The sequence below is a fragment of the Streptomyces sp. YS415 genome, assembly GCF_023544665.1.
GTDB lineage: Bacteria > Actinomycetota > Actinomycetes > Streptomycetales > Streptomycetaceae > Streptomyces.
Genome location: NZ_JAMJFL010000015.1, coordinates 127821 through 149216 on the forward strand (window position 1 = coordinate 127821; position 21396 = coordinate 149216).

The following is a 21396-nucleotide window of genomic DNA, read 5'->3' on the forward strand; positions in this document are numbered from 1 at the left end:
AGCCGCCCTGGATTGCGGACTTTTTGTTCACCGGTGGACGACGCGTTCGGAAAACATCTTCCACGATACGAGAATCGATCAGCCAGGGCTACGACGACAAAGAGGCCCACGTCACATCGTGACGTGGGCCTCTTCGGACGTTCAGTGACACCGACCCGCCATGCTCGCCTCGCGGCAAGTGGTCGCTCGTAGCGACGAAGGTTGGGCCCGGGGGCTTGGATCGGGCCGGTGTCACACCCAGGCTAACAAACCCGGCCCGGAAGACCATTCCCCTCTCGCGAGTCAGTCCCGCAGAAGGTCCGGCACCCCCGTCGCGTCCGGCTCGTCCCGCTCGCCCGAGACCACCGTGAGCTGCTGGGTCGCGCGGGTGAGGGCGACGTAGAGCACGCGCAGACCGGCCGGGGACTCGTCGGCGATCTCCGCGGGCGAGACGACGACCGTCGCGTCGTACTCCAGGCCCTTGGCCTCCAGGCTGCCGAGGGCCACCACCCGGTCGCCGAGCCCGGAGAGCCAGCGGGCGGCCTCCTCGCGGCGCTGCATGGCGACCACGACGCCGATGGTGCCGTCGACCCGGTCGAGCAGCCGGGCGGCCTCCTCGCGCACGGTCCGGCCGAGCGACTCCCGCACGACGGCGAACCGCGGCTCGATCCCGGTGGACCGGACGGCGGACGGCGACTCGGAGCCGGGCATGGCGAGCGCCAGCACCCTCGCCGCCAGCTCGGCGATCTCCGCGGGGTTGCGGTAGTTCACGGTGAGCCGGAAGCGGCGGCGCGGGCGGGTGCCGAGGGCCTCGTCGCGGGCCTGGGCGGCCTCGTCCGGGTCGGACCAGGAGGACTGGGCCGGGTCGCCGACGACCGTCCAGGTGGCGTGCCGGCCGCGGCGGCCGACCATGCGCCACTGCATCGGGGTGAGGTCCTGGGCCTCGTCGACGATGACATGGGCGTACTCGACGCGCTCCTGCGCGAGGCGCTCGGCGCGTTCGCGCTGGGTCTCCTCGCGCACCGGCATCAGCTCCTCCAGCCCGGTGAGCTGGTCGAGCGGGTCCAGTTCGCGCCGCTTCCTGGGGCGCGCCGGGGCGCCGAGGATCGCCTGGAGCTCGTCGAGCAGGGCGATGTCGTGCACGGACCAGCCGTCCCGGCGCAGCGAGCGGGCCACCCGGCGGATCTCGCCCGGGTTGAGGATGCGCCGGGCCCAGCGGCCGAGGCGCTTGTCGTCGGCCATCGCCGCGAGCACGCCCCTCGGGGTCAGCTCGGGCCACCAGGCGTCGAGGAACTCGATGAAGGAGTCCTCGCCGGTCACGTCCTCGTCGAAGGAGGAGCGCAGCTCGGCCGCGAGCTCGGGGTCGCTGTGCCGGCCGGCGCTCCCGGAGCGCGACCACAGGGCGTCCAGCAGCAGCTTGCGGGCGCGCGGGCGCAGCAGGTTCACCGGGGCGGTGCCGCTGAGGGCGGTGCGGCGGATCTCGGCCAGCTCCTCGGCCTCCAGCTCCAGGCGGCGGCCGAAGGCGACCACGCGGAGCCGGCTCGGAGAATCGTTCAGCTCCAGCACTCCGCGCGCGGCCTTCCGCACCACCTTGAGCATGCGGTACGAGCCCTTGGCGCGGGCCGTGGCCGGGGAGTCGTACAACGTGGCCTCGGCGCCGTCGACCAGCGAGCCGATCGCCCGGATCGCGACCTGGCCCTCCTCGCCCAGCGAGGGCAGCACGCCCTCGGTGTACGCCACCAGCAGCGGGGTCGGCGAGACGATCAGGATGCCGCCCGCGTACCGGCGCCGGTCCTGGTAGAGCAGGTAGGCGGCGCGGTGCAGGGCGACGGCCGTCTTCCCGGTCCCCGGGCCGCCCTCGACGTAGGTGACGGAGGCGGCGGGGGCGCGGATGACCAGGTCCTGCTCGGCCTGGATGGAGGCGACGATGTCCCGCATGGTGTGGGTGCGGGCCTGCCCGAGGGCGGCCATCAGGGCGCCGTCGCCGATCACGGGCAGCTCGTGGCCGCCCAGGAACGCCTTGAGCTCGGGACGCATCAGGTCGTCCTCGACGCCGAGGACCCGGCGGCCCTTGGAGCGGATGACCCGGCGTCTCACGACCCGGCCGGGGTCGACCGGCGTGGACCGGTAGAAGGGGGCGGCGGCGGGCGCCCGCCAGTCGATGACCAGCGGGGCGTAGTCGGTGTCGAGGACGCCGATCCGCCCGATGTGCAGGGTCTCGGCGATGTCCGCGGTGTTGTCGGAGCGCACCGCGCCCTCGGCGGGCTCGACGGCGGTGTAGGCGCCGTCCGGGCCCTTCTTGCCGTCCTTGCCGGGCAGCAGGTCGATCCGGCCGAAGAGGAAGTCCTCGTACTCGTTGTTCAGCCGGTTGAGGTGGACACCGGCCCGGAAGACCTGGGCGTCCCGTTCGGCGAGCGCACCCGGGGTGCCGACCTGGCCGCGGCGGGCCGCGTCGTGCATGAGGAACTCGGCCTCGTGGATCTTCTCCTCGAGACGCTGGTACACCCGGTCCAGGTGTTCCTGTTCGACGCTGATCTCACGGTCCCGGACCGAATCCGGGACCGCATCGACCGCGGTTTCCTGTTGAGCCTGTGCGGCCACCGGGCCCCCTTCTGACGTGCTGGGCAGCCGTCAACCGTACGCGAAGGGGGGCCCTGGAAGCTATGCGTCCGCCCGAGCGGACTCACGCGTCCACTTCGACCAGCCGTTTGCCGTCGAAGGTGAGGACCTCGAAGCGCTCGATCTCCTCGGGCGTGAAGGCCGCTCCGCCGTGCACGTACAGCGGCTGGCGGGCCTGCTCGGTCTTGGCGCCCGGGATGCCGTAGCCCCACTTCGGGACCGACCAGGAGGTGATCGTCTCGCGCTCGCCGTTCTTCCCCACGGCGATCAGGGAGCACTTCTCCGGCCCGGTGACGTTCTTCAGCTCCAGCACGGCGTGGGTGCCCCAGGCCTTCGACTCCATGGCGACGGTCGCGGAGACCTTGGTGGAGGCGTCCCGGCCCGAGACCCGGTCCTGCATGACGTCGAAGGCGGCCTTGGCTGGGCTGGTGGCGTGCGCCTCGGTGGAGGTGCCGCCCTCGTCGCCGGTGGTGGCGATGGCGGCGACCGGTCCGCCGATGATCAGCGCGGCCGCGGCGGCCACCATGTAGAAGCTGCGGCGGCGGGTGAGCGCGCGGCGCTCGGCGATCTCGTCGACCAGGTTGTGCACCAGGCGCGGGCTGGGCTTCGCCGACAGCGACTCGCCGATGGCGGGCGTCCCGGCGCCGGGCAGGTCCGCGAGAGCGGCCAGCATCGGCTCCATCCCGGCGAGCTCGTCGAGCTGCTGGGCGCACCACTCGCAGGTCGCGAGGTGCATCTCGAAAGCGGTTGCCTCGGCGTCGTCGAGAATCCCGAGGGCGTAGGCGCCGACGGTCTCGTGCTCGCTCGCGCCCGAAGATCCCTGCATGGGGCCAGACATACCCGGTCCCCCTGCTCCGTATCCCCCGTAGGTGTTCATCACGCCGTCACCCCCCGCTCCTCCAGAGCCAGCTTCATCGACCGCAGGGCGTAGAACACCCGCGAGCGGACGGTGCCGCTGGGTATGCCGAGCGTCTCGGCCGCCTCATTGACGGTACGTCCCTTGAAGTACGTCTCGACGAGCACCTCCCGGTGGGCGGGGGTCAGGTCGTCGAGCGCGTCCGACAGCGTCATCAACCACAGCGCCTTGTCGATCTCGTCCTCCGCGGGGATGACCTCCAGCGGCGACGGATCGACCTCCTGCGGCCGGGCCTGCCGGCTGCGGTGGCCGTCGATGACGATGCGCCGGGCGACCGTCACCAGCCAGGGGCGTACCGAACCGGTCGCTCGATTGAGCTGGCCGGCGTTCTTCCAGGCACGGATGAGCGTCTCCTGCACGACGTCCTCGGCGCGCTGCCGGTCGCCGGCGACCAGCCGGAGCACATACGCGAGCAGGGGTCCCGCGTGCTCTCTGTACAGAGCACGCATCAGCTCCTCGTCAGGTTCGACCGAGGGCTGGGACATGCGATGTCGGGCCCTCGATCCACGTTCTTTGGCCACGGCCGCATCCTTGCGCACGCCCACCTCCGGTGTCCCCGTTTCATCTGGGCTCCCCCAGTCGGTCGCTCCACCACCGGTACGCAGCGAGGACGTTGGGTGTTCAAAGTGGGGTGACAGTTTTCTGCGAGGTGACATGACGGAGGGGACACCGGGGCACATTCCCCCCTCAACGTCTTTACATTTCCGCCATCAGCGCAGAAGCGGCCCGCCACCGGCCGCGCCGGCGAAGGTAAACGATGTGTAATCGAAATCACTTCGACAGCCGTGCCGCAGAAGGGACATAACGCACTGTCAGGCGCGGGCGAGTGCCGCCCGCCGCCGGTGCCGGGCGACCCGCTCGCGGTTCCCGCACACCTCACTGCTGCACCAGCGCCGGCGCCGGCCGCGCGAGGTGTCGAGGTAGACGATCGGGCAGTTGTCCCCCTCGCACTGCCGCAGTCCGGCCCGCGCGACGGGGTCCGTCAGCAGCTCCACGGCATCCCGGGCCACGACGGCGAGCAGCGCGTCCCGCTCCGGCGGCCCCTCCAACTCCCGTACCAGCGTGCCGTCCTGGGCACGGATCGCGCGCGGGGCGGGGGGCGGGGTGCGGGCGGTGTCGTTGACGCGGGTGAGGGCATGGCCGTACGACGACCAGGACGTGGCCTCGGCGGACAGGGCTCCGCGCACCAACTGGCCGACGCGGTCGCGCAGTTCGCGGAAGTCGGCGAGCCAGGCGGGGTCGGCGTGCCCGAGCGGGGTGCCGGCCGGGACGAGCCCGGACCCGGTGATCCACGCGCACAGCACCGGGAGGGAGTCGAGCCGTTCCACCGGGTGGGTCGTGGCGAGGAGATCGAGGCTGATGCGTCCCGCGTCGAAGCGCAGCTCGTACGGGACCGTGGCCGTACCCAGTGCCATGTGCCTGTCACCGCCTAGGGGTCATCCCGGGTCCGGCCCCGGACGAACCGTTCCCTCTAACAGTGCCTTCCCGCTCCCGCGGCAGGAACCCCTAGTGGACGCGCGCTTATGCGGCCGCGCGCCAGGGCCATGTGCCGGTGGGCGGGCGGTGACTTGACTGGGGGGCATGACGACAAGGACAGCCACGCTCACGGCGGCCACCCTCACCACGGGACTGCTCGCCGGCACGTTCTACGCCTTCGGCTGCGCGGTGATGCCGGGGCTGGCCCGGAGCGAGGACGCGGTGTACGTCGAGGTGATGCGGAACATCAACGAGGTGATCCAGAACCCGGTGTTCCTGCTGACCTTCCTCGGCGCACCGGCGCTGACGGGCTGGGCGGCATGGCACCTGCGGGGCGCCCCGGGCCGCCGCTGGGTGTGGGCAGCCCTGGCCGCGAACGTGCTCGCGCTGGTGGTGACGGTGACGGCGAACATCCCACTGAACGAGGCCCTGGCGCGGACGGGGGATCCGGCGGCACTGCGGGAGGAGTTCGAGGACCCGTGGGTGGCCTGGAACACGGCCCGAGCGTCCCTGCTGACAGCAGCCACAGCCTGCCTGACCACGGCCCTGGGGCGGCAAAGCCGCCCGTAAGGGAGCACGGCCCGCTCACGGCGGGGCGGCGCAGCCGCCTCCGAGGGGCGCGGGGAACTGCGCGACCAGCCCCCACCACGCCGCACACGACCAACGACCGGCACGCACCCCCACCCGTCACCTACACGTCCGCGTACTTGGAATCCGCCGCCGGATCCAGCGCCAGCCGATACCCCCGCTTCACCACCGTCTGGATCAGCTTCGGCGTACCCAGAGCGGAGCGAAGCCGTGCCATCGCCGTCTCCACCGCATGCTCATCGCGCCCCGTACCCGGCAGCGCCCGCAGCAACTCCGCCCGCGCCACCACCCACCCCGGCCGCCGCGCCAGCGCCCGCAGCAGGGACATCCCGGCCGGCGGCACCGGCCGCAGCGCCCCGTCCACCAGCACCGCATGCCCCCGTATCTCCACGCGATGGCCGGCCACCGGCAACGCCCGCGCCCGGGAGGGCAGTTCCTGGCAGAGCAACTGGACCAGCGGCCCGAGCCGGAACCGTTCCGGCTGCACGGTGTCGATCCCCCGGGCCTGCAACGGCAACGCGGTCACCGGCCCCACGCACGCGGGCAGCACATCGTGGTGCAACGCCGCCAGCACCTCCGCCAGCAGCCCCCGCTCCTCCGCCCGGGTCAGCAGCGACGCCGCCGCGGGCGCACTTGTGAAGGTGAGCGCGTCGAGACCCCGCGACACCGTCGCGTCCAGCAGCCGGTCCACCGGCGAGAGGTCCTCCGGCGGCATCCACCGGTACACCGGCACCCCGACCACCTCCCCGCCCGCGGCCCGCAGCGACTCGACGAACCCGGGCAACGGCTCCCCGTGCAGCTGTACGGCGATCCGCCGCCCGTCGACGCCCTCCTCCAGCAGCCGGTCGAGCACCTCCGCCATGGACTCGGACGACGGCGACCAGTGCTCGGTCAGCCCGGCGGCCCGGATCGCGCCCTTCACCTTCGGGCCGCGGGCCAGCAGTTCCACCCCCCGCAGCCGGTCCAGCAGGTCCTCGCCGAGCCCCCAGCCGTCGGCCGCCTCGACCCAGCCCCGGAATCCGATCGCGGTCGTGGCGACGACGACGTCCGGCGCCTGGTCCACGATCTCCTTGGTGGCGGCGAGGAGTTCACCGTCGTCGGAGAGCGGCACGATGCGCAGGGCAGGGGCGTGCAGGACGGCGGCGCCGCGCCGCTGGAGCAGCGCCCCGAGCTCGTCGGCCCGGCGCGCGGCGGTCACACCGACGGTGAACCCCGCGAGGGGCCCGTGTTGCCCGTCACCGGGCTTGTGCTGTTCGTCGTACATAACTCTCGTCCCGCACTCGAGTCGTCACATATCGGGTACACCCGCATGCCGATCGAGCCTGTCAATGGTGCGTGACAGGCTCGGTTCGGGTTGATGTCTACGGTGTTACGTCACACCCGTCTCACACCTCGGCGTAGCTGAGCTGCGGCTTCGCCCCGGATGTGGTCGCCGTGGCCTCCTGCTGCGCGGCCGGGCGGCGAAGGTATACGGCCCAGGTGACCACGAAGCAGGCGCCGTAGAAGGCGAGGAAGGCGACGAAGGCGCCGGTGCCGGAGCCCACCGAGAGGAAGGACTGCCGGAAGGCGAGGTTGATGCCGAGTCCGCCGAGCGCGCCGACCGCACCGATCAGGCCCATGGAGGCGCCGGACAGGCGGCGGCCGTAGGCGGCGGCCTCCTCACCGGTGAGCCCCTTGGCGAGGGCCTTCGTGTGGAAGATGCCCGGGATCATCTTGAACGTCGAGCCGTTGCCCAGGCCGCTCAGCACGAACAGGGCGATGAAGGCGGTGGTGAACAGCGGCAGCGACTCCTGCATCGACGCCGCGATGATCACGGAGGTGGCGGCCGCCATGGCGACGTAGTTCCACAGCGTGATCTTCGCGCCGCCGAACCGGTCGGCCAGGGCACCGCCGACGGGCCGGATCAGCGAGCCGAGCAGCGGGCCGATGAAGGTGACGTAGGCGGCCTGGAGCGGCGTACGGCCGAACTGGGTCTGCAGGACGAGGCCGAAGGCGAAGCTGTAGCCGATGAACGAGCCGAACGTCCCGATGTAGAGGAAGGACATGATCCAGGTGTGCCCCTCCTTCACCGCGTCCTTGGCGGCGCCGGTGTCGTTCTTCACGGACGAGATGCTGTCCATGTAGAAGGCGGCGAGGACCGCGGCCACGACGATCAGCGGGATGTAGATACCGAGCAGCACGCGCGGTCCGCTGCTGGCGCCGATCACCGCGAGGCCGACGAGCTGCACGACGGGCACGCCGATGTTGCCGCCGCCGGCGTTCAGGCCGAGCGCCCAGCCCTTCTTGCGGAGGGGGAAGAAGGCGTTGATGTTGGTCATGCTGGAGGCGAAGTTGCCGCCGCCGACACCGGCGAGCATGGCGCACACCAGGAACGTGGTGAAGGACGTCCCCGGCTCCATCACGGTGAACGCGGCGATCGTCGGCAGCAGCAGCATGGTCGCCGAGATGATCGTCCAGTTCCGCCCGCCGAAGATCGCCACGGCGAAGGTGTACGGCACCCGGACGACGGCGCCGACCAGGGTGGCCATCGACACGATGGTGAACTTGTCCGCCGGAGTGAGCCCGTACTCCGGGCCCATGAAGAGGACCATGACGGACCACATGGTCCAGATCGAGAAGCCGATGTGCTCGGAGAGGACGGAGAAGAACAGGTTCCGGCGGGCGATCTTCTCGCCCTTCTCGTTCCAGAAGGTCTCGTCCTCCGGATCCCAGTGATCGATCCAGTGGCCTCCCCTGCTCGCGGCGGGGGCTGTGCTTGGGGCTGTCATGACGCCTCCACGGGGCTCCGGGCTCAGGTCGTACTCCAGGGAGTGGCTGATCCCGAAGGTAGGCAGAGCGCGTTTCCTGCCTGTGCCACCGGGTGACCGGAAAGGAACTTTGCTCTCACCTCCGCAGAAGGTGGGATGAGAGGTTCCCGTGACGGGGGCGGCCGCTCGGGCGCCGCTATCCTCTAGCGGACCCCACAGGAAGGGGAGAGTCCATGTCCGCGGATTCCCGGGCCGAGCAGCCGAAGGCTGAGCGTCCTCAGCGGTCCCTTGCCGGAAATGTCCTCTTCGCGGCGGCGGCGGTCGTCGTGCTGGCGACGACGCTGCTCGGGGCGTTCGCCGCCGCAGCGCTCCTGCTGTCGCCGCTGTCCGACGTAGTGCCGGAGGACGGGGAGCACGCCCTGGCCGTCGGCTGCATGGCCCTCGGCGGCATCACCGGACTCGTGCTGCCGCTGATCCTGTTCGGCATGGTGCGCGGCGACCAGGACACGCCGCGGCTGAGTGCCGGCGCGGCCGCGCGCAAGATCCTGGCCCTGCTGGTCTTCGCCTGCTACCTGCTGGTCGTGGCGGTCGTGGTCGCCCAGCTCGGGCATCTCCTCCCCCGGGACATCACCACGACCGTCGCCGTCTTCGCCGTCGGTTTCGGCTGGATGCCGCTCGCGATGGTGCCGTGGGAGAAGCTGGGCCTGGGCAATGTGCTGCCCGCCCCGCGCAAGACCTCACGCACGGCCTCAAGCTAGACGGACTGAGTCCGCCAGCTCGTCGGCCACCTTCACCAGCTCCTCGCCGAGTCCGAGCGACGTCCACAGCAGCCGGCACTCCAGCGCCGTGGGGTGCCCGGCGGGCAGGACGTAGTGGGCGACACCCTCGACGACCACACCCCGGTCGGATGCGGGTGCCGTGGGCTCCTGCCGGTGGATGCGCAGCGCCGGTCCCAGCGGCAGCGCGACCTCCGACAGCCCCCGGACGCCCCCGAAGTACGGCCCTTCCGCCCGCTCCGCCTCCGCGCGGAAGGCCGCCAGGCTCAAGGACGCCGGCGGGACCCGCAGTTCGCGGACCGTGTAGCTCGCGATGATCGCGTCGCTGCGGGGGGCCAGCACCGCCGCGCACAGCGCGCCCTGCCGTACGGCGGCGCCCCAGTACCAGAGCAGGTCCTCGGCGAAGGCCGTACGCAGCCGCTCGTCGGCCTCGTCGCCGAGGTGCTGTCCGGCGAGGTCGAGTGCCCAGGGTTCGGGGTCGTCGGTGCGCAGGTCCAGCACCAGCCAGTTGTGCGCGGCGGGGAGGTCGACCCGGCACTCCCGCCAGTTCACCGGGGAGGTCATGTCGGGGCTCACACTCCGGCGAGCGACGCGTCGGAGCCGGTGACGTCGATCTCGGGGTCGCCGCCGAACAGACCGACGAAGCTCTTGGTGTCGGCGGCGGCGCCCGTGCCGGTGCCGCCGAGGCCGATCGAGTTGTAGGCGACGGCCTGCTTGAAGGCGTCCGGGGTGCCGATGAAGCTGAGGTCGGCGGGGTCGATGTTCTTGATCCGGGTCAGCTCGTCCACCATGCCCGGACCCGCGTACATGCTGGCGAGGCCGCGCGGACCGGCGGCCCGGTAGGCGTCGCGGGCCGCGGAGAAGTTGTCGCCGACCTTGAAGAGGTCCCGCCAGTTGCCGCGGATGGTGCCGAGGTCGTCGACGAAGGAGGTGGGCAGGCCCCGGAAGGCCGCCGCCAGCGACACATCGGGCAGTGCGGCGCCGGGGCGCGCCCCGGCCCGGGCGCCGACCATGGACTCGACGAGTGCGCGGCGGGCGGCCGAGTTCATCGTGGGGTTCCAGCCGCGGACGTACTGCGTGGCCGCCGTCCAGACCCGGCTGCGGCCGACCGTGGCGGCCATCTTGGCGCCCGCGGAGAAGACCCGGCCGATCCCGAAGGTGGCCAGGCTCAGCACGTCCATGGCGACATCGCCCCAGGAGCCGTCGCCGTTGACGGCGAGCAGGACATGGCAGACGAGCGAGATCGCCGTGGCGATGAGGGCGATCGTGCCCAGCACCGCGGCCAGGGCCTGGCCGATGACCGGGATCCAGCCCACGCACAGCGCGAGCAGCCCGCACACGGCCGCGATGGCGCCCGTGATGTCGCTGACGATCTTCAAAGTGTCCCGGAGATCGTCCAGCCAGGAGTCGTTGAGCCCGTCGCCCTCGGTGGTGTCGTGGATCTTCTTGGCGGCCTTGTCGCCCGCCTCCCGGTGCCGGGTCTTGAGCCCGGCGAGCTGCTCGCGCAGGCCGTCCAGGTCGCCCTGGAGGTCGGCGGCCTTCTTGTCGAGCTTGTCCTGGCCGGCGTCGTCGGTGCCCTTGGGCGGGTTCGCCGCGTTGGACTTGGCCGTGGACAGGTCGCCGGCCTTGGTCTCCGCCTGGGTGAGGAGCTTGTCGGCCTCGCCCTGCACGGCCTCCAGCTCGGTGCAGTACTCCTTGAGCGCGGTACCCGCGTCGGCGTACCGGTCGTGGGCCTTGCTGACGGTCTTCGCGGTCTCGTTGGCCTTCTCGGCGAAGGCGCGGCCCGCCTCGGAGTCCCAGCTCTCCAGGTTCCCGATCCGGCGCAGGGCGGCGGCGGTGTCGGTGATGGTCTTCGCGGTGGCCGCGAACCGCCGCGCGAGCGCCTTCATGTCGTGGAGGTCGCCGGGCACCGGGTCGCCGGTCTCCCCCAGCACCTCCCACCGGTGGTCGGCGGGGCGGGTCACTTCTTCTTCCCCTTGCCCACGAGGGCGTCGTAGAGCGCGGTGTCCAGCGCGGTGTACGCCTTGCCCGCCTCGTGGGCGAGCGTGCCCAGGCCCTTGATCTCCTCGATCATCTTCTTGCGGTTGTCGTCCCAGCCGTCGGAGAACTCCTGGAGCCGCTCGTGGAGGGTCTGGTGCCCGACGGTCCGGCGGTCGTAGGCGTCCATGAGCTTGTCGAGCCCTTCGAGCTCGGTCGCCACGGTCCGCAGCCCGGTGCCGGCGGTGCGCAGGTCGTCCGTGGAGACCTTGAGTTTCTTGCTCACCGCGCGCTCTCCTCCGTCTCCTCGGTCTCCTCCGCCCGATGCCAGCGCAGGGTTCCGGCCACGGCGTCGAACAGCCCGACCATGGCCTCGGCGATCGGCTCCAGAGGCGTGCTGAAGGTCAGCAGCAGCACCTCGTCCCGATCGGGAACCGGCACGAAGTACTCCACGATCGTGTCGTCGAACTCGGTTCCCAGCTTCCGCGACTGCTTGGGCCGCTCACGCCGCAGCAGCCGGGCGGCGGGGCCGGCGGCCGGGAGCTCGACGGGCCCGACCTCCCCGGACCCGGCGAGCGCGACCACGGCATCGAGGCTGTCGAACTTCTCGAAGATCCGGCAGACCAGGAGGGAGGCGGACAACGGGATACCCCCCGCCTCCAGGAACGACAGGTAGAGCACCACCCCGCCCTGCTCGATCCCCGCGTCGGCGGCCCCGAGCAACTGCTCCTCGGCCTTCCGCCGCAGCACGGGCTGATCGTCGACGCCGCCGAACTGCCGCTTGACGAGGGCGGCCACGGACGCCTCCATCCGCTCCCGCGGCCGCAACGGGATCCGGTACCAGTCCTCCGGCGTGACCAACCCGAACACGGGCGCACGCATGTCGTTCATGGAGGCTCCCGGTGGCGCGGAATGATCGTCGTACTGCGTGGTTACGGTAGCGGCTGCCCGGCCGCCGAGAAAGCGGTCCGTCCCCACGCCCGCGGTCATTCCGAGCCACGCCCGCGGTCATCCCGTCCTACGCCCTCGCGGTCATCCCGTGGTGGAGCGCCTGCGGGATCCCCCGCGGCGCACACCGTTCGGCCACAGCCGCGGCCTCCGCTTCGCGGCGATGTCCTCGATCCAGCCCACCGCGGCGATGGTCAGCCCGATCAGCGGCCAGACCAGGAAGAACATCCAGATCAGATACGTCGAGTCCAGGGCCGCCACCGCCCGCTCCCCCTGCATGAAGGGGAGGTCGTAGAGGTGGTCCAGGATCGGGACGGTGGCCATGATCAGCATGTTGTGCCAGAGGTAGATCGTGACGGCACGGTTGTTGGAGAGGGTGACCAGCTTGTCCCACTTCGCCAGGCGGTCCGGCAGCTGTTGCCAGGACGGGGAGTAGATCAGCAGGATCACCACGAAACCGAAGGACCAGGTCGCCTGGGCGAGCGGGATGTCGTTCAGGTCCCAGCCGTCCGCGCCCAGGTGGCCCGAGGCCCACCACAGGCCGAAGGCCATCAGCAGGGAGGAGCCGGACACGGCCACATAGCGCGGGATCTTCTTCAGCAGGCCCTCGTGGTGGGCGAAGCCCAGCACCCAGCAGCCGCCGTAGACCGCGAAGTCGGTGACCGCGTTGCCGGTCTCGCCGGGGATCGTGACCACTCCGGTGCCGACCACCGCCGTCAGCGCCAGCGGTGCCAGCAGCGTCGGCCAGGGGGCCCGGCGGAACGCCCACAGCAGCAGCGGCGAGGCCACCACGAACCACAGGTAGGCGCGCAGGTACCACAGCGGTCCCGCCGCCTGCACCGCCCAGGTGTCCTCCAGCAGGCCCGTCTTGGAGCCGATGTGCCAGGGGAACGGCGGGGCGCCGACCGGGACGATGTAGTTGATCAGCTCCAGGAGGGCCCAGGCCGGGCTGTCCTCGGTGTTCTTCGTCGGGTTCCAGCCGCCCGCGAACATCAGCGCCAGCACCACCGCACTGAACGCCCACAGCGGGGGCAGCAGCCGGCGGACCCTGCCCTTGATCACACCCCACGCGGGACGGTTCAGCGACCGCGCCATCAGCGAGCCCGCCAGCGCGAACATCACGCCCATGGAGGGGAACAGCACGGTCAGCCAGGCCCAGCCGAAGAGGTGGTACACCACGACCCGGACCAGCGCGATCGAGCGCAGCAGGTCCAGGTAGCGGTCCCGGCCCGGCTTCGTCGGAGCGGGGGCGGGGGCGGGGGCGGGCTCGGGAACGGCAGGCGCCGGCTGTTCCGGGATGGCCTGCCCCGGGATGCCGTACGGCTCGTAGCCGTACGACTGCTGCGGTATGCCCTGCGTCATCCGACCGGCCTCCGATCGTCCGCGTCGGACACCCGCTGGCGCGGGATCGGGCCGCCCGGCGCCTCCACCACGCCCGTGCGGCGCAGCTTCTGCCAGCGCAGCCGGCCGCCGGTGAGGGCGGTGATCCAGGACTGGAGGAGGACCACGTACATGAGCTGGCGGTAGAGGATCTGTTGCAGGGGCAGCGAGATGAGGTGGATCATGCGTTCCCGGTCGAGACGGAAGGCGTACGCGGCGCAGACGGCCTGGATGGCGAGGACGCCCAGCCAGGCGACGATCGTCTTCTGGGTGGGGCCGAAGATCAGGCCGTAGAGGAGGAAGACGTCGATCAAGGGGGCGAGCAGCGGGGCCAGCACCATGAACAGGGAGACCAGCGGCAGTCCGACGCGGCCGAAGCGGCCCGAGGGACCGCGCTCCACCAGCGCCCTGCGGTGCTTCCAGATCGCCTGCATGGTGCCGTAGGACCAGCGGTAGCGCTGGGACCACAGCTGCTGGACCGTCTCCGGTGCCTCGGTCCAGGCGCGGGCCTTCTCGGCGTAGACGACCCGCCAGCCGTCCCGGTGCATCGCCATCGTGATGTCGGTGTCCTCGGCGAGCGTGTCCTCGCTCATGCCGCCGACCCGTTCGAGAGCCGTCCGGCGGAAGGCACCCACCGCGCCGGGGATCGTCGGCATGCAGCGCAGCATGTCGTACATACGGCGGTCCAGGTTGAAGCCCATCACGTACTCGATGTGCTGCCAGGCGCCGATGAGGGAGTCCCGGTTGCCGACCTTGGCGTTGCCCGCGACGGCGCCGACGCGCGGGTCGCCGAAGGGCTGCACCAGTTCACGGACCGTGGCCGGTTCGAAGACGGTGTCGCCGTCCATCATCACGACGATGTCGTACCGGGCGTTGGCCAGGCCCCGGTTGAGGGCGGCGGGCTTGCCCGCGTTGAGCTGACGGATCACCCGCACGTTCGGCAGGCCCATGGCCTCCACGATCCGCGCGGTGCCGTCGGTCGAGCCGTCGTCGATGACGAGGATCTCGATGGGATGCTCGCTCGACATCAGGGACCGGACGGTGTTCTCGATGCACTTGGCCTCGTTGTACGCGGGCACCAGCACCGACACCGGTTCGGTCACCGGCGGCCCCCAGCTGAAGCCGCGTCTGCGCACCCGGCGGGCGTGCGCGCCGGACAGGACGAGCATCAGCACGAACCGGCTGATGACCAGGAACCCGATGATCGCGAGCCCGACCACCAGGACGGCGGTGATGTTGTCGGAGGCCTGGACCAGGAAGACCCACGCCTTGCCCTTCCACAGGTCGACGCCGGTGACCTTGCTGTGCGCGCTGGGGGCGCCGAGGGCCTCGGTGAGGTTGTCGAACTCGTAGCCCCGCTCCTGCATCTGCGGCAGGAAGCGGTTCAGCGCCTCGACGGTCTGGTGGCGGTCACCGCCGGAGTCGTGCATCAGGACGATCGCACCGTCGCGGCCCTTGGGCGTGGCCTTGCGGATGATCTCCTCGACGCCGGGCTTGCGCCAGTCCTCGCTGTCGGTGTTGTTGACGACCGTGATGTAGCCGCGGGAGCCGATGTACTCGGTCACCGGCCAGTTCTCGTTGTCCATGGCGGCGGCGAAGGAGGAGTACGGCGGGCGGAACAGGGAGGTGCGGATGCCGGCCGCGCCGGAGATCGCCAGCTGGTTCTGCGACAGCTCCCAGTCGATGCGCTTCTTCGACTGGTAGGAGAGGTCGGGGTGGTTGAAGGTGTGCAGGCCCACCTCGTGGCCCTCCTCGACCATGCGCCGGACCAGGTCCGGGTGGCGTGAGGCCATGGTGCCGGTGACGAAGAAGACGGCGTGCGCGTCGTACTTCTTCAGTACGTCGAGGACCTTGGGCGTCCACTCGGGGTCGGGGCCGTCGTCGAAGGTGAGGACGAGGCGGCGGTCCGGCACCTCCAGGCTCTGGGTCCGGCCGCTGCGGGCGTCGATGACCGGCCCGCCCTTGAGGATCTGCTCCGGGACCTGGTCGGAGGCGGCGGCGGGGCGGACGCGGTGGTCGGCCAGGATCTCGCTGTGCACGTACCCGCGCAGCATCAGCATCGCCATCAGCGCGGCGAGGACGAGCAGGGGCAGGAGCAGGCGCATGGGCAGGCGGCGGCGCCGGGGACCGTCGGGAGCCTGGGGCACGGCGCCCCGACGGTTGGTGCGGGAAGCCATCAGAGGGTGTACTCCGGGGACGGGTCGTACGGGCTGGCGGGGGCGGTGGGGCCCTCGGCGACCGGGCCGGGGTCGACCGGAGCGGCGGCGACCGTGTCGGTTCCGGTGCCGGCGGTGTCGCCGGGCTCCTCGGTCGGAGTCGGGTCGGGCGTGGGTTCGCCGGTGTCCGTCTCGGTGGGCTCGGGGTCGGGCGTGGGGGCCGTGTCGGTGGGGTCCGGGTCCGGCGTCGGGTCGGCGCCCGGCCGCGTGGTCGGCTTGGTCGCCGTCGGCTCGGGGTCGGTGGTGCTGCCCGGCTCCTCGGTGGTGCCGGTCTCGTCCGGGGCGGTGGCGTCGGTGCCCGGGGAGGGCGTGACGCCGTCGCTGACGGAGGGGGAGGCGCCCGGGGTGACGCCGTCGGTGCCGGCAGGCGGCGCCGACTCGGCGGGTTGCGGCGAGGTGTCGACCTGGCCGGCCGGGGTGTCCTGCTGCGGGGCCTGGACCGGCAGCCAGGGGGCGTTGGAGTTGCCGGACAGCACGGTGGCGACGATGACGACGGCGTAGACCGCGCAGGCGATGCCGACCAGCATGCCCAGGCGCCGGAAGCGGCGGCTGCGGCGGCCGGACTCGTCGACGAAGACGGGGCCGTCGGAGCCCTCGGCACCGCCGCCGCGGGGGGCTGCCTTGGCGGCCCGCAGCGAGCCGTCGAGCTGGAGGCCGATGCCGTCGAGCTGGATGGTGACCTCGTGCGGGTCATGGGTGTGGCCGGACGGCGCCGGTTCGTCCCACGGGTCGCCAACGGCACCGCTCGCCGGAGTCCCGGCAGTCGAGGCCGGTGCCGCTGCGGAAGCCGGTGCCGAAGCCCACGCCGAAGCCACCGGAGTCTCGTGGGATCCGCTCACGCCCGCGCCGACCGGCGGGAACGGGTCCCGGGGTGCGGCGCCCGCGGCAGGAGTACGCGCACCCCCGCGCGGAGTGAACACCTCGCCCCCGCTCCGCGCCTTGCGCGGCGTCTCGTGCGCGCCGCCCGCTCCGCCGACCGTCTCCGACCGGTCGAACCGATCGAACGCCGAGAGCAGCTCGGTCAGATCCGCGCGGCCCTCCGCGCCGGAGCCGCCGGCAGCCGCGGCTTGCGGCAGCACCGTCGTCTCGTCGGCGTCGGCGGGCGCCACTCGCTGAGCGGCGGTCTCCGCGAACGCCTGGGTGTCACCCTCGGCCTTCGGAGTCGCTCGGGTTGCGGATGCCGCCTCCGGCCACTCCGGTTGGGCGTCTTCTCGCCAGTTCTTCACGCGCACACATCCCCCCAGGGACAGTTCCGGGTGCGCGCACGACACCGAGCACCCGTCGATCGAAACCAGGCCCCCACCTGGATCGAGCGCCCCCTTTATCACACTGTGCTCAGGCCAAGAATGTAGCGCACGAGTGAGTCCCGTGTTTGCGCTGTCTCAGTTGTGGAGCCGCATCGTGACTTTGTCACTGGCCGGAATCCATCCATCAGAGGGTGGCCGAAGCCACTCCTCCCGCTCCGCCAGCTCGGCCGCGGCCCGCCGAAGCGCGTCCAGTCCGGGGTGCACCAGCCCCTTGCGCCACACCAGAGACACCGGTGACAGGGGCACGGGATCGATCAAGGGCCGCAGCACCGCGCCGGGCATGGCCGGAAAGTCCACCACGACGAGCACCGGTGTCCGCGTCTTGCTCATGATCCGCCGGAACTCCTCGTGCCCGACGGCGAGCGGCGCGGGCGCGGCGGCCTCGATGCCGCGTCCCTCGAAGAGCCGGTGCGCGAGGTCGGTCCACTCCGGTGTGCGGGGATTTCCGGCACCCGCGTAGACGGTCTCCCCGGCCAGCGCGGCGAGGGGCACCTGATGCAAACCGGCCAGCCGGTGGTCCTCGGGCAGCAGGACCGCCATCGGCTCCAGGCGTACGGGCTGCTGCTCCAGGCCCGCCCGCAGCGCCGGGTCGAGACCGGCGAACCGCCCGAAGGAGGCGTCCAGCCGCCCGGCGAGCAGCTCGGCCGCCGCTCCGGTCAGCCCGCTCTCGTAGCGGGCCATCAGCTCATGGTCGGGGGCGAGCTCCCGGGCCCGCCCCAGCACCCGCTGCCCGGTGCCGAGACCGGGTGAGTTCACGTCGACCAGCAGGGGCCTGGCCTGCCCGAACGCGGCGAGCAGGTCGTCCTGTGCGGCCAGCGCCCGCCGCGCGTGCGGTACCAGCCGCTCGCCGTCCGCCGTCAGTGTCACCTGCCGGGTGGTCCGGACGAACAGTTCGGCGCCCAGCTCCCGCTCCAGCCGCCGTACGTCCCGGCTGAGCGCCTGCTGGGCGACGTAGAGGCGGGCGGCGGCGCGGGTGAAGTGCAGTTCCTCGGCGACGGTGAGGAAGGCACGCAGCAGACGGGGGTCGGGCATGACGGGAATTTACAACGCGGGTGCGTGAATCGGTGCGGAGAAGGTGTTGGACCCCTTGATCCACTCCGGGCGAGGGTTGCTCCATGCCGCCCTCGACCTCCGGATACCGCCGCCTGTTCGTCATACCCGGCGCCCGCGCCTTCACCGCCGGGAACCTCATGGCCCGCCTGCCCATGGGCATGTTCAGCGTGAGCGCGGTCATGATGATCGCCGGGACGCGGGACTCGTACGCCCTGGCCGGTGCCGTGGTCGCGACCGGCCTGGCCGCCACCGCGCTGGTCGCCCCCTGGACCGCGCGGCTGATCGACCGGTACGGCCAGGCCCGGGTCGCCCTGCCCGCCACCCTCGTCGCGGCCCTCGGGGGCCTCGCCCTGGTGCTGTGCGTCCGCACCGGCGCCCCCGACTGGACCCTCTTCGCCGCGTACGGCGCCACCGCGACCACTCCCAACACCGGCGGCATGGCCCGGGCCCGCTGGGCGTACCTGCTCAAGGGCGACCGGGTGGCGCTGCACCGCGCGAACTCCTTCGAGCAGGCGGCGGACGAGCTGTGCTTCATGCTGGGCCCGGTCCTCGCGGCCTCTCTGTGCGGAACCCTCTTCCTGGAGGCGGGCACGCTCACGGGGGTGCTGCTCCTGGTGGCGGGCATGGCGCTGTTCACCGCCCAGCGCTCGACCGAACCGCCGGTCCGGCCTCCCTCGACCGCCACGCAAGCCCCGTACCGCGCCCCGGGCATGCCCTCCCTGCTCGCCGTCTGCCTCGCGATGGGGGCCGTGTTCGGCGCCCTGGAGGTCGTCACCATCGCCTTCGCGGACGAACAGGGACACGGCACGGCGGCCGGTGTGGTCCTCGCCCTCCAGGCGGGCGGCTCCTGTGCGGCGGGACTGCTGTACGGGGCGCTGCAGCCGGGCGGTTCCGCCGAGCGCCGCTATCCGTGGTGCATCGCCGCGATGGCCGTCCTGCTGACGCTGCCGCTGCTCGCCGCGTCCCTCACCGGCTCCCTCGTGGTCCTGGCGGGCGCCCTGCTGGTGTCCGGGATGGCCACCGCCCCCACGATGATCACCAATATGACCCTGGTGCAGCAGCGCACCCCCGAGGACCGTCTCAACGAGGGCATGACCCTCGCCGTCACCGGCCTGCTCGGCGGCATCGCCCTCGGCAGCGCGGCCGGCGGCTGGACCACGGAACACGTGTCGGCGACGGCGGGGTTCGGAGTGCCGGTGGCGGCAGCCGTACTGGCCCTGGCGCTCGCGGTCTCCCGGGGTCCGGGCACGCGCCCCGAGCCGCAAGCCGCCCCGGCGTGACGGAACGATCGGCTCCCCCGCCGCCGCCCCGGCTGACGGAGCGGGAGAGCGCGGCACCGCGCGGTCAGCTGCCGAGCCCCCAGGCCAGCCCGAGCCGGTGCGCGGCGCACAGGTCGACGTCGAGGAAGTAGGCACCGGCCGTCCCGCACTGCGCGCTTCCGGTGCCGGGGTCGACGGGCTGGCCGTGGCCCATGCCGGTGAGGCTGTGGGTCTCGACGACGGGGTTGCCCGCGGGACCCCGGAAGACCTGGTGGGGGTACCCGGCGACGGTGTCACTGACGTCGGCCGACTGGTCGGCGCCGTGCACGTCGGTCCACTGTTCCACCAGGTCGGTCATGTTGACGGGCTTCACGGTGTAGTCGGCGGTGCCGTGCAGGACGGTGAGGGTGGGCCAGGGCCCGCCGTACCCCGGCCGGGCGGCCCGCACCCGGTCGCCCCACTGGCGCGGGGTCTGGGCCGCACCGACGTACATGCACACGTACGGCGACCCGGCGGCCTGGGCGCACCCGTGCGGCAGCCCGGCGACGACACCGCCGGCCCGGAACTTCTCGGGGTACGTCGCCATCATCACGGCGGTCATCCCACCCCCGGCGGAGAGCCCCGTGACGTACACCCGCGAGGCGTCCCCGCCGGTGTCGGCGAGCTGCCGGTCCACCATCTGCGCGAGGGAGGCGGCCTCGCCCTGCCCGCGCTGGATGTCGCCGCTCTGGAACCAGTTGAAGCAGCCGGAGGCGTTGTTGACGCTCTGCTGCTGCGGCAGGACGACGGAGAAGCCCCAGCGGTCGGCGAGCCGGAGCCAGCCGGTGCCGCTGGCGTACCCGGCGGCGTTCTGGGTGCATCCGTGCACCGCGAGGACGACGGGCCGCCCGGCGGGGAGTCCGTCGGGGACGTACCGGAACATGCGCAGGGCGCCGGGGTTGCTGCCGAACCCGGTGACCTCCTGGAGGGAGGCGGCGGACGCGGGCGCCGGGGTGATGAGGACGGCGAGGAGGGCCGTCAGGACGGTGAGGAGCGTCGCGGCTCTGGTCTGAGTCATGGGGAAGGACCGTAGAACCGTGAACAACCCGCCGATATGTCGCCGGACAACACAACGAGGGCCCGGCGGGTGTGTGGCCGCCAGGCCCTCGTGTACATGGGAATTGTGGAGATGGCGGGAATCGAACCCGCGTCCAACGGTGCAGAATCAGGGCTTCTCCGTGTGCAGTCTGGTACGAGTTTCTCAGCCCTCCGGATCACCCAGACAAGTCCGGAACGGGCTCAGTCACTGTTTGATTTCCCTCTTCACCCCGTGACCGGGATCAAGGTTTAGTTCCCTAGCTGATGCCAGGATCCGGGTCGGGAACAGCCCCGGGCTGACACTTCGCAAGTCGCTACTTAGGCAGCGAGGGCGAAGGAATCGCGCTTGGTGTTGGCGATTATTGTTTGCGACATATGGTTTACGAGATCATTGCCGCTTCCTCGACACGCTTCCCCTGCTTCGACATCCGCTGTCGAAACCGATCATCCCCATGTGGTGTTTTCAAACCGCGCACCCTCGGTGAGGTGCAGGTGCCATCGTACGTGACCAACGCACCGGCGTGCCACCGTATTCCTACTGGCCGCGCTGGCGCCGCTTCGCCGCCGCGATCGCCCGGTCCGACTCCCGCCGGTCCTGCTTCTCCCGCAGGGTCTGGCGCTTGTCGTACTCCTTCTTTCCTCGCGCGAGCGCGATCTCGGCCTTCGCCCGGCCGTCCCTGAAGTACAGGGCGAGCGGCACGATGGTGTGCCCCGTCTCCTGGGCCTTCGCCTCCAGCTTGTCGATCTCCTCGCGGTGCAGGAGGAGCTTGCGCTTGCGGCGCGCGGAGTGGTTGGTCCAGCTGCCCTGGTGGTACTCCGGGATGTGGGCGTTGTGCAGCCACGCCTCGCCCCGGTCGATCTGGACGAATCCGTCGGTCAGCGAGGTGCGGCCCTCGCGCAGCGACTTGACCTCGGTGCCCATGAGGACCAGACCGGCCTCGAAGGTGTCGATGATCGCGTAGTCGTGCCGCGCCTTCTTGTTCTGCGCGACGATCTTGCGCTTGCCGCCCTTCTCGCCGTCCCTGGCCTTGGCGGCCGTCCCGCCCTGCTTGGGCTGGGACTCCTTCGGTACGTACAT

At 71.6% G+C, this 21396-nt stretch carries 19 protein-coding genes and 1 other RNA gene; 3 read left to right on the forward strand and 17 right to left on the reverse strand.

Translation table 11 applies throughout. The features are described 5' to 3' along the window. Nucleotides 1-282: 282 nt before the first annotated feature. From M8H82_RS21080 to M8H82_RS21095, 4 genes are all read right to left on the reverse strand, one after another. A complete protein-coding gene (locus M8H82_RS21080) occupies nt 283-2580 on the reverse strand; it encodes a UvrD-helicase domain-containing protein (RefSeq protein ID WP_250076376.1) in 2298 nt (765 codons plus the stop codon). Nucleotides 2581-2662: 82 nt separating this feature from the next. Then, the gene (locus M8H82_RS21085) at nt 2663-3424 is read right to left on the reverse strand and encodes a zf-HC2 domain-containing protein (RefSeq protein WP_250076377.1); all 762 of its coding nucleotides are present in this window, start codon (nt 3422-3424) and stop codon (nt 2663-2665) included. 50 nt (nt 3425-3474) lie between these two features. Beyond that, on the reverse strand, nt 3475-4059 hold the full coding sequence (locus tag M8H82_RS21090) for a sigma-70 family RNA polymerase sigma factor (protein ID WP_186287205.1): 585 nt from the start codon (nt 4057-4059) through the stop codon (nt 3475-3477). Between the two features lie 267 nt (nt 4060-4326). Then, nucleotides 4327-4929 (reverse strand): ABATE domain-containing protein, encoded by a 603-nt coding sequence (locus tag M8H82_RS21095; protein ID WP_250076378.1) that lies wholly within the window; start codon nt 4927-4929, stop codon nt 4327-4329. Nucleotides 4930-5095: 166 nt separating this feature from the next. On the opposite strand from M8H82_RS21095, the gene M8H82_RS21100 reads away from it, so the two are divergent. Further along, nucleotides 5096-5560 carry a DUF1772 domain-containing protein gene (locus tag M8H82_RS21100; RefSeq protein WP_250076379.1) on the forward strand — a complete coding sequence of 155 codons (465 nt, stop codon included), beginning with the start codon at nt 5096-5098 and terminating at the stop codon, nt 5558-5560. 121 nt (nt 5561-5681) lie between these two features. Here the strand turns inward: M8H82_RS21100 and M8H82_RS21105 are convergent, their stop codons facing one another. Both M8H82_RS21105 and M8H82_RS21110 read right to left on the reverse strand, forming a co-directional pair. Then, a complete protein-coding gene (locus M8H82_RS21105; protein ID WP_250076380.1) occupies nt 5682-6842 on the reverse strand; it encodes a uroporphyrinogen-III synthase in 1161 nt (386 codons plus the stop codon). Between the two features lie 121 nt (nt 6843-6963). Continuing rightward, the gene (locus M8H82_RS21110) at nt 6964-8346 is read right to left on the reverse strand and encodes a NarK/NasA family nitrate transporter (protein WP_250076381.1); all 1383 of its coding nucleotides are present in this window, start codon (nt 8344-8346) and stop codon (nt 6964-6966) included. Between the two features lie 212 nt (nt 8347-8558). On the opposite strand from M8H82_RS21110, the gene M8H82_RS21115 reads away from it, so the two are divergent. Continuing rightward, nucleotides 8559-9083, forward strand: a complete 525-nt coding sequence (locus tag M8H82_RS21115; RefSeq protein ID WP_250076382.1) for a hypothetical protein — start codon at nt 8559-8561, stop codon at nt 9081-9083. On the opposite strand, the gene M8H82_RS21120 is transcribed toward M8H82_RS21115, so the two are convergent. From M8H82_RS21120 to M8H82_RS21155, 8 genes are all read right to left on the reverse strand, one after another. Next, nucleotides 9075-9665: a hypothetical protein gene (locus M8H82_RS21120; RefSeq protein ID WP_250076383.1), complete on the reverse strand. Its 591-nt coding sequence runs from the start codon at nt 9663-9665 to the stop codon at nt 9075-9077. The two genes, M8H82_RS21115 and M8H82_RS21120, sit on opposite strands and share 9 nt — an antisense overlap. Nucleotides 9666-9673: 8 nt before the next feature. After that, complete coding sequence (locus M8H82_RS21125) at nt 9674-11065, reverse strand: hypothetical protein (protein ID WP_250076384.1); 1392 nt, start codon at nt 11063-11065, stop codon at nt 9674-9676. Beyond that, nucleotides 11062-11364 (reverse strand): hypothetical protein, encoded by a 303-nt coding sequence (locus tag M8H82_RS21130; RefSeq protein WP_250076385.1) that lies wholly within the window; start codon nt 11362-11364, stop codon nt 11062-11064. Before M8H82_RS21130 ends, M8H82_RS21125 begins: the two co-directional genes overlap by 4 nt. Further along, nucleotides 11361-11969 carry a hypothetical protein gene (locus M8H82_RS21135; protein ID WP_250076386.1) on the reverse strand — a complete coding sequence of 203 codons (609 nt, stop codon included), beginning with the start codon at nt 11967-11969 and terminating at the stop codon, nt 11361-11363. The genes M8H82_RS21130 and M8H82_RS21135 overlap by 4 nt, the downstream gene beginning before the upstream one ends. Nucleotides 11970-12110: 141 nt before the next feature. Continuing rightward, on the reverse strand, nt 12111-13388 hold the full coding sequence (locus M8H82_RS21140; protein ID WP_250076387.1) for an acyltransferase: 1278 nt from the start codon (nt 13386-13388) through the stop codon (nt 12111-12113). Continuing rightward, nucleotides 13385-15583, reverse strand: coding sequence for a glycosyltransferase (locus M8H82_RS21145; protein WP_250076388.1), 2199 nt, complete (start codon nt 15581-15583; stop codon nt 13385-13387). The genes M8H82_RS21140 and M8H82_RS21145 overlap by 4 nt, the downstream gene beginning before the upstream one ends. Next, a complete protein-coding gene (locus M8H82_RS21150) occupies nt 15583-16848 on the reverse strand; it encodes a hypothetical protein (protein WP_250076389.1) in 1266 nt (421 codons plus the stop codon). The genes M8H82_RS21145 and M8H82_RS21150 overlap by 1 nt, the downstream gene beginning before the upstream one ends. 156 nt (nt 16849-17004) lie before the next feature. Then, the gene (locus M8H82_RS21155) at nt 17005-17961 is read right to left on the reverse strand and encodes a LysR family transcriptional regulator (protein ID WP_250076390.1); all 957 of its coding nucleotides are present in this window, start codon (nt 17959-17961) and stop codon (nt 17005-17007) included. A gap of 83 nt (nt 17962-18044) precedes the next feature. Between M8H82_RS21155 and M8H82_RS21160 the strand changes: the two genes are divergently transcribed. Further along, on the forward strand, nt 18045-19262 hold the full coding sequence (locus tag M8H82_RS21160; RefSeq protein ID WP_250076391.1) for an MFS transporter: 1218 nt from the start codon (nt 18045-18047) through the stop codon (nt 19260-19262). A gap of 64 nt (nt 19263-19326) precedes the next feature. Here the strand turns inward: M8H82_RS21160 and M8H82_RS21165 are convergent, their stop codons facing one another. From M8H82_RS21165 to smpB, 3 genes are all read right to left on the reverse strand, one after another. Beyond that, complete coding sequence (locus M8H82_RS21165; protein WP_250076392.1) at nt 19327-20298, reverse strand: PHB depolymerase family esterase; 972 nt, start codon at nt 20296-20298, stop codon at nt 19327-19329. 103 nt (nt 20299-20401) lie between these two features. Beyond that, nucleotides 20402-20770: a transfer-messenger RNA gene (gene ssrA, locus M8H82_RS21170) on the reverse strand. A gap of 83 nt (nt 20771-20853) precedes the next feature. Further along, a complete protein-coding gene (gene smpB / locus M8H82_RS21175) occupies nt 20854-21396 on the reverse strand; it encodes an SsrA-binding protein SmpB (protein ID WP_250076429.1) in 543 nt (180 codons plus the stop codon).

Coding starts and splice junctions, on each gene's coding strand:
- M8H82_RS21085 (WP_250076377.1), bottom strand. CDS start 3,424: ATGCAGGGATCTTCGGGCGCGAGCGAGCACGAGACCGTCGGCGCCTAC.
- M8H82_RS21095 (WP_250076378.1), bottom strand. CDS start 4,929: ATGGCACTGGGTACGGCCACGGTCCCGTACGAGCTGCGCTTCGACGCG.
- M8H82_RS21100 (WP_250076379.1), top strand. CDS start 5,096: ATGACGACAAGGACAGCCACGCTCACGGCGGCCACCCTCACCACGGGA.
- M8H82_RS21105 (WP_250076380.1), bottom strand. CDS start 6,842: ATGTACGACGAACAGCACAAGCCCGGTGACGGGCAACACGGGCCCCTC.
- M8H82_RS21110 (WP_250076381.1), bottom strand. CDS start 8,346: ATGACAGCCCCAAGCACAGCCCCCGCCGCGAGCAGGGGAGGCCACTGG.
- M8H82_RS21115 (WP_250076382.1), top strand. CDS start 8,559: ATGTCCGCGGATTCCCGGGCCGAGCAGCCGAAGGCTGAGCGTCCTCAG.
- M8H82_RS21120 (WP_250076383.1), bottom strand. CDS start 9,665: ATGACCTCCCCGGTGAACTGGCGGGAGTGCCGGGTCGACCTCCCCGCC.
- M8H82_RS21135 (WP_250076386.1), bottom strand. CDS start 11,969: ATGAACGACATGCGTGCGCCCGTGTTCGGGTTGGTCACGCCGGAGGAC.
- M8H82_RS21140 (WP_250076387.1), bottom strand. CDS start 13,388: ATGACGCAGGGCATACCGCAGCAGTCGTACGGCTACGAGCCGTACGGC.
- M8H82_RS21145 (WP_250076388.1), bottom strand. CDS start 15,583: ATGGCTTCCCGCACCAACCGTCGGGGCGCCGTGCCCCAGGCTCCCGAC.
- M8H82_RS21155 (WP_250076390.1), bottom strand. CDS start 17,961: ATGCCCGACCCCCGTCTGCTGCGTGCCTTCCTCACCGTCGCCGAGGAA.
- M8H82_RS21160 (WP_250076391.1), top strand. CDS start 18,045: ATGCCGCCCTCGACCTCCGGATACCGCCGCCTGTTCGTCATACCCGGC.
- M8H82_RS21165 (WP_250076392.1), bottom strand. CDS start 20,298: ATGACTCAGACCAGAGCCGCGACGCTCCTCACCGTCCTGACGGCCCTC.
- smpB (WP_250076429.1), bottom strand. CDS start 21,396: ATGTACGTACCGAAGGAGTCCCAGCCCAAGCAGGGCGGGACGGCCGCC.